Source organism: Micromonospora sp. CB01531 (assembly GCF_001905095.1).
GTDB lineage: Bacteria > Actinomycetota > Actinomycetes > Mycobacteriales > Micromonosporaceae > Micromonospora.
This window is the reverse complement of the sequence record NZ_LWLS01000081.1, coordinates 58,434-65,165: the sequence shown is the minus strand read 5'-3', so window position 1 is coordinate 65,165 and position 6,732 is coordinate 58,434. Positions and strand designations below refer to the sequence as shown.

General features: G+C 72.6%; 6 protein-coding genes and 1 pseudogene. All 7 read right to left on the bottom strand.

The features are described 5' to 3' along the window. Positions 1-299 (bottom strand): annotated as a pseudogene (locus tag A6A27_RS23755) (hypothetical protein); the annotation flags it as partial. Positions 300-906: 607 nt separating this feature from the next. Continuing rightward, positions 907-2,235 (bottom strand): NAD(P)/FAD-dependent oxidoreductase, encoded by a 1,329-nt coding sequence (locus A6A27_RS23750; RefSeq protein WP_073836863.1) that lies wholly within the window; start codon positions 2,233-2,235, stop codon positions 907-909. 102 nt (positions 2,236-2,337) lie between these two features. Beyond that, positions 2,338-2,910 (bottom strand): hypothetical protein, encoded by a 573-nt coding sequence (locus A6A27_RS23745; protein WP_073836862.1) that lies wholly within the window; start codon positions 2,908-2,910, stop codon positions 2,338-2,340. Between the two features lie 37 nt (positions 2,911-2,947). Beyond that, positions 2,948-4,309 (bottom strand): DUF58 domain-containing protein, encoded by a 1,362-nt coding sequence (locus tag A6A27_RS23740; RefSeq protein ID WP_073836861.1) that lies wholly within the window; start codon positions 4,307-4,309, stop codon positions 2,948-2,950. Further along, positions 4,309-5,316, bottom strand: coding sequence for an AAA family ATPase (locus A6A27_RS23735; RefSeq protein WP_073836860.1), 1,008 nt, complete (start codon positions 5,314-5,316; stop codon positions 4,309-4,311). The genes A6A27_RS23740 and A6A27_RS23735 overlap by 1 nt, the downstream gene beginning before the upstream one ends. After that, positions 5,316-5,897, bottom strand: a complete 582-nt coding sequence (locus A6A27_RS23730; RefSeq protein ID WP_073836859.1) for a hypothetical protein — start codon at positions 5,895-5,897, stop codon at positions 5,316-5,318. Before A6A27_RS23730 ends, A6A27_RS23735 begins: the two co-directional genes overlap by 1 nt. 76 nt (positions 5,898-5,973) lie before the next feature. After that, the gene (locus tag A6A27_RS23725; RefSeq protein WP_073836858.1) at positions 5,974-6,720 is read right to left on the bottom strand and encodes a DUF4129 domain-containing protein; all 747 of its coding nucleotides are present in this window, start codon (positions 6,718-6,720) and stop codon (positions 5,974-5,976) included. Between the last annotated feature and the right edge of the window lie 12 nt (positions 6,721-6,732).

Genomic DNA, 6,732 nt, shown 5'->3' with positions numbered 1-6,732 from the left:
GTGGCGATCGAGATCACCGCGGCCCGCTCCGGCAGACCCGCCTTCTTCGTCGCGGCGATGATCGCCTTCGCATTCGCGGTCTGCTCGTCGTTCAGGGTGATCTTCGACTGGGCGCCCTGCACACCATGCGGCACCAACTTGCCCATGTCGACGGTCGGCTTGTCGGCCTGCACGGCCGCCACCGGCTTGGCAGCGGTGACCGGGGCATCCGCGTGGGCGGCGATCGGACCGGCGAACACACCACCGGTGAAAGCCAGACCAGCAACACCAAGAACACTCTTACGCAGCATCGAGTTCATGACGAAAGCTCCATTCGGGGGTTGGCGCACACACCGATGGGGGGTCGGCTACAAGTGCGCAAGCACCGTCAGGCGCTCAAAAGAGGGGGAAAGTCTTTCGACCGGCTAGCTCGCGGGGCAACGGGGGTTCGCCTCTTCGCGGCGCCGGGACCATATCCAACGACCGGCGGCCCACCAACATTCCGGGCCCGACCACCCCACCACACCGGGCGGCTTCCTCGGTCGCGAGTCATCTACAACGACCGGCGGCCCACCATCATTCCGACCCGGGCCGGCCAGCAAGCCCGCCTCGGGGGGTGCCTACCTCGGCCGTGCACCCGTGTTCAATGGCCCCGGGCCGCCCGGGATTCCGGCCTCACGGATGCCGCCCGCCACGACAAACCGGACACGGTCCACCACAACTCACGGACAGGGCGTGATTGATCCGGTCCAGGTCGCGGAAATGGCGGTAACCGACATCCGCCGATAGCGCCACATCCCCGACACGGAGTCGATCACCACTCTCAGCCCGAGCCGGGCGGCGATCACCGCCCCAAGCGTGCCCACAGATGGACCGCGGTATGGCAAACGGCCCTTCCCGAGCGGGAAGGGCCGTTTGCCGACGAACTCAGCCGCGGGCGCCGATCGGGGCGGACGCCTCGGCGAACTCCTCGCGCGGGTCGTGCAGCTGGCCCAGCGCAACCACCTCACGCTTGAGGAAGAACGCCAGCGTCCAGTCGACCACGACCCGGACCTTTCGGTTGAACGACGGGATCCGCGACATGTGGTACGTGCGGTGCATGAACCAGGCCGGCCAGCCGGTCATCTTCACGCCGTAGACCTGCGCGACGCCCTTGTGCAGGCCGAGGCTGGCCACGCTGCCCGCGTGCTTGTGCTTGTAGTTGACCGGCTCGCGCCCGCGGATCACGTTCGCGATGTTGTCGGCCATCCGGGCGGCCTGCCGCACGGCGTGCTGGGCGCTCGGCGAGCAGAAGTTGCCCGGCTCCTTGGTGAGGTCCGGCACGGCGGCGCAGTCACCCGCGCTCCACGCGCCCTCGACCACCCGGTCGCCGTCGACGATCTGCAGGGTGGGCCGGCAGGTGACCCGGCGGCGCTCGTCGCGCGGAAAGTTGGTGGCATCCAGCATGGGCGACGGCTTGACGCCGGCCGTCCAGACGATCGTGTCGGCCGGGAAGCTGTCGCCGTCGGAGAGCTTGACGATGCCATCGACACACGACTCGAGCCGGGTGTCCAGGCGGATGTCCATGTTCCGCTTGAGCAGCTGCTGCACCGTGTAGGCGCCCATGTCCCGGTCGACCTCGGGCAGCACCCGCTGGGTGGCTTCGACCAGGACCCAGCGCATGTCCTCCGGCTTGAGCTCCGGGTAGTAGCGCAGCGCGTCCCGGGCCATGTCCTCCATCTCGGCCAGCGCCTCGATGCCGGCGTAGCCACCGCCGACGAAGACGAAGGTCAGCGCGCGGCGGCGGACCTCCGGGTCGGTCGTGACGGCCGCCACGTCGAGCCGGTCCAGCACGTGGTTACGCAGGAAGACGGCCTCGCCGATGGTCTTGAACCCGATGCCGTGCTCGTGCAGGCCGGGGATCGGCAGGGTACGGGAGACCGAACCGGGGGCGACCACCACGTGGTCGTACGGGATCTCCCGGGTCGGGCCGCTGATCGGCTGCACGATCGCGGTCTTCCGGTCGTGGTCGATCCGGGTCACCGCACCCGCCACCACCGTGCACCGGCGCAACTCCCTTCGCAGCGGCACCACCGCGTGCCGGGGCGAGATGTTGCCCGCCGAGGCTTCCGGGAGGAACGGCTGGTAGGTCATGTGCGGCTGCGGGTCGACGACGATGACCTCGGCCTCACGGGAGCTCAGCTTCTTGGACAGGCGCAGAGCGGCGTACAGGCCCACGTGCCCGGCACCCACGACAAGGATCCGCTTCGGATTCACGTCATCTATCTTTCCCCCGGCGGCTCGACTAATCCCGTTCGAGACCCCCCGTTGTGACGGAGCACAACCCCTGTGACCTGCACAACGTCCCGCGATGTCCCGCTATCTGCGACGCAGGAGATAGCTGAGCAGCGCGGTGAGACCCACCGCGACCAGCAGCCCGGCCACCGTGGCCGCTTGGAACCCACGGCTCCCACCGACCCCGCCGAGCCAGGCCAGCACGATGCCGAGCACCGCGCTCGCCAGTACCACTCCGCCGGCACGGGTCAGCCACCGCAGGACCAGGTCCGGATCGACCACCGCATCGAACGGCAGCAGTGCGGCCAGCGCGCAGAGCGTGTGCGCGAGGTAGAGCAGGGCCGCCACGGTGAGCAGCCGCCAGAGCTCCGGCGGCCGGTCGTATCCGAGGGTGGCGAGCAGCCAACCACCGACCGTCACCAGTGCCGCGAAGGTCGGCCACGTCCGGCGCGGCCCGACCGCCGGCAGCACCGCCACCACCGTCAGGGCCAGCACCGACCGCGGGGTGAACGCCTGCACCGGGTACGCGACCAGGAAGCCGACCAGCACGGTGAGGAAGACGCCGCCGCGGACCAGCAACGGCGTGATCCCGATCCGGCTGACCGTGTAGCGCAGCCCGCGGACCCGCTCATGCAGTCCTTCGAGGAGGTCGTTCATCGCTTGCCGCCTTCGTGCGCGACGGCTGGACGCCGCCTCACCGGCCACCCACCCGCGGGACGGTGGCCAGCCGGGCCACGTCGCGCAGCACCTGATCGAGGCTGCCCGCGCCGGCCCAGCGGACCACCGGCACGCCGTGCTCGCGGAGCTGGCCGATCATCGTGTCCCGGTCCAGCCGCCACAGCCGGTAGGCGACCTCGGCCCAGCCCTGGCCCTTCGGCACCGGCAGGTCGGCCGGCAGGGTGTCCACCGCCACCACGAACCGCCCGCCCCGGGCCATCCGGGCCAGCATCTGGGCCGAGCGCTCGTCGAGCAACGGGGTGAGCACCACCAGCAGCGCGTCAGAGGAGAGCAGCTGCGGGCCGAAGACCTGGTCGTACGGCTCGTGCGGGGAGTTCTCGGCCTGCACGTCGAGCAGCCACTCCAGCACGGTCAGGTACTGCCGGCGGCCTGTGGCCGGGCGGAGCCGGCGGGCGGCCGGACCGTACTCCAGCAGCGCCACCCGGTCGCCCCGGTGCAGGTAGTGCTCGGCGATCGCGGCGGCGGCCCGGACCGTGGTGTCCATCACGGACGCCGCGCCGCGTACGCCGCCGGACCGGCCCGCCTCGGCGAGCACGTCGAGCAGCACCACCACCTCGGCGTCCCGGTCGGACAGGGTGGCCGCCACGTGCAGCTGGCGGGCCCGCAGCGACACCCGCCAGTCGATCCGGCGCAGCCGGTCCCCGGGGGCGAAGACCCGTACGCCGGCTAGCTCACCGCCCTCCCCCGGCCGCCGGGAGTGGTGCGCGCCGACCAGCCCGGCGGCCCGGGGCATCGCCTCCACCGCCTCGAACGGCTCAGTCATCGGGTAGATCCGCATCCGTTCCGGGTCGGCGATGACCGCCCGGGAGACCAGCAGCCCGTCGGCGACGGCGACCCGTACCCCGGCCGGACCGATCGGGTGCCGGCCCCAGCGCAGCGCCGTCCCGGTCAGCGCCAGGTCGACCGCGGTGCCGCGGGGCACCGCGGTGACGAAGGGGCGGTCGGCGCCACCGGAACGCCTCACGTCCACCCCGGATCCGCCGAAGCCGACCTGCTCCACCCGCAGCCAGCGGGACATCCGGGTGCGGACCACCGCCATGTCGTACGAGACGGTGTCCGGGTTGGCGACGGCGACCGTGGCGGCCATCGGCGAGCCCTCGACCAGGTGTGCGTCCCCGGTGCCGATCTCCAGCTCGGGCAGCGTGCCGGGCCGGCGGCGCAGCCCGTACGCGGTGCCCAGGGCGAACGGCGTGGCCAGGACGACCAGGTCGATCCGGCCGAGCAGCACGGCCGCGACAAGCAGCAGCCCGGTGAGCAGCACGGCCCGGCCGAGCGCCCAGGTGGGCGCCCAGCTCGCCGGCTCCTGGCGGTCGGCCATCAGTGCCCGGCGGGTCCGGCCGCGTAGCTGGGCAGGGCACCGCTGGCCGGGGCGGGCGTGGCCTCCAGCACCTCACCGACGACGAAGGACGGGTCGACCCGGCGCAGCCACATCTCCGGGCGCAGGGTGATCCGGTGGGCCAGCGCGGGCACCGCCACCGCCTTGACGTCCTCCGGCACCACGTAGTCGCGGTTGGCGAGCACCGCCCGGACCCGGGACAGCAGCAGCAACGCCAACGAGCCGCGTGGCGACGCGCCGACCAGCGCCGAGGGGTGCTCCCGGGTGGCCGCGGTCAGCGCCACGATGTACCGGCCGACGGAGTCCTCGACGACCACGTCCTCCAACGCCGCCTGCATGGCCCGCAGGGTGGCGGCGTCCACCACGGGCTTGATCTCGGCCTCCTCCCGCCGGCGGGCGATCCGTCGGCGCAGCACGTCCCACTCCTCCTCGTGGTTCGGGTAGCCGAACGACACCCGGAGCAGGAACCGGTCGAGCTGCGCCTCGGGCAGCGGGTACGTCCCCTCGTACTCGATCGGGTTGGCGGTAGCGAGCACGTGGAACGGCTCGTCCAGCCGGTAGGTGACGCCCTCGACGGAGACCTGCTTCTCCTGCATCGCCTCCAGCAGTGCCGACTGGGTCTTCGGTGGGGTGCGGTTGATCTCGTCGGCGAGGAGCAGGTTGGTGAAGACCGGTCCGGCCCGGAACGAGAAGTCGCCGCTGCGCTGGTCGTAGAGGAAGGAGCCGGTGACGTCGGCGGGCAGCAGGTCGGGCGTGAACTGGAGGCGGCGGAAGTCCAGCCCGAGGGCCTGCGCGAACGAGCGCGCGGTCAGCGTCTTGCCCAGGCCGGGCAGGTCCTCCAGCAGCACGTGTCCGCCGGCCAGGATGCCGGCGAGGACCAGCTCCAGCGCCTCCCGCTTGCCGACCACGACCGTGCCGACCGCGTCCAGCACCTCCCGGGCCAGCCGGCCCACCTCGGCGGGGGCCATGCTCCGGTCCACGTCGTTCATCACAGCTTCTCCAGTTCGGCGACGATCGCCGCGACGTTGCGCGGCGACGGGGTGCGGCGGGCGGGCGTGGCGAGGAAGGCCCACAGCGGCTCGCCCAGCAGGGCGCGGGCCCGGGCCGGGTCGGACTCGCGGGTGACGCCGTGCTTCTGGCGCAGCCGCTCGTCGGCCAACTCACCGATCCGGGGCAGGATCACGTTGGTGAACCGCTCGGGCCGGCTGGTGGACCAGTCCAGCGGCACCTGCCAACGGTTGATCGCGCTACGCAGTGCGTCCCGGGCCCCCCAGTTCCAGGTGCCCGGCTCCTCGCCGGCCGGGGCCCGGCCACCCGCCCTCGGCGGCGGCGGGGGCGACAGGGCAGCGGTGACCCGGCGTACGGCGAGCACCGCGAGCACCCCGGCCACGATGATCCAGAGTGACGCCTGGAGGCCGACCGCGCGCAGGCCGACCACGACCACCACCACGATCGCCGCAGTGACTGCGAGGGTACGCAGCAGCCCGCGCAGCCACCCGCCCCGCGCGTCCCGCGCCTCCCCGGCCGGTTCCTCGTCGAACGACAGCAGGTCGTCGATACTGGTACTCATGCCGTCGCCTCCCTCCGGTCGGCAACGGCCTGAGGCACCACCGCGCCGAGCTGACCGATTCGCTCACTCCGCTCGCTCATGCCGTCGCCTCCCCGGAATCGGCGACGGCTACGGTGGTCAACTCGGCGCGCAGCCGGCGCACCGCGGCCCGGGCCTGGTCGCGCATCTGCTCGTCGACCGCGTGGGTGGCGTACCGGGCCTCCCGGTAGACGTGCGCGAAGCCGTCCAGCACACCCGCGCTGGCGATCGCCGGGACGCCGGCCGCCGGGTCACCCCGCAGCAGCCGGGTAACCAGGTCGGTGGCGGTGTCCCCGGCCAGCCGGGGCACCCCGGCCTCCTCGGCCGCCTCCTCCAGTCGGACCCAGCAGGCGATCACCGCCGTCCGGGGATCGGTGGACCGGTCGTCCAGCTCCACCAGGCCGGCGTCCAGGGCGGCCACCACCTCCCGGGCGGTACCGTCGGCGGTCCGCCGGGCCCGCTGCGTCGGAATGGCCCGGGTGGTCCGCCGCAGCGCCCCGCTGATCAGCGTCCAGACGACGTACCCGGCGACGACCAGCACAGCTGTGCCGAGCACGACGAGGAAGGCCGTGGTGATCCACTGGGGAATCTCGACCGAAGTGGCCTCGCCCGCGTCCCGAGGCTCGACCGGGATCGAGGGAGCGGGCTCGGCGGTGGGGTAGTCCGGCACGTAGGGGATGTTGTCCACGGCGGGCGGGATCCGGCTGGCGCCGATCGCGGAGTGCCCGGCGGCGAGCGCGGCGACGGCGAGCAGCAGGGTCACCGCGACGAGCGGCCACCACCTGCGCAGCACGCCGAGGTCCATCCCACCGCCCTA

What these genes read in the sequence shown, in the direction of transcription:
- A6A27_RS23745 (WP_073836862.1), bottom strand. Translation starts at nt 2,910, where the DNA reads ATGAACGACCTCCTCGAAGGACTGCATGAGCGGGTCCGCGGGCTGCGC.
- A6A27_RS23725 (WP_073836858.1), bottom strand. Translation starts at nt 6,720, where the DNA reads ATGGACCTCGGCGTGCTGCGCAGGTGGTGGCCGCTCGTCGCGGTGACC.
- A6A27_RS23735 (WP_073836860.1), bottom strand. Translation starts at nt 5,316, where the DNA reads ATGAACGACGTGGACCGGAGCATGGCCCCCGCCGAGGTGGGCCGGCTG.
- A6A27_RS23730 (WP_073836859.1), bottom strand. Translation starts at nt 5,897, where the DNA reads ATGAGTACCAGTATCGACGACCTGCTGTCGTTCGACGAGGAACCGGCC.
- A6A27_RS23740 (WP_073836861.1), bottom strand. Translation starts at nt 4,309, where the DNA reads ATGGCCGACCGCCAGGAGCCGGCGAGCTGGGCGCCCACCTGGGCGCTC.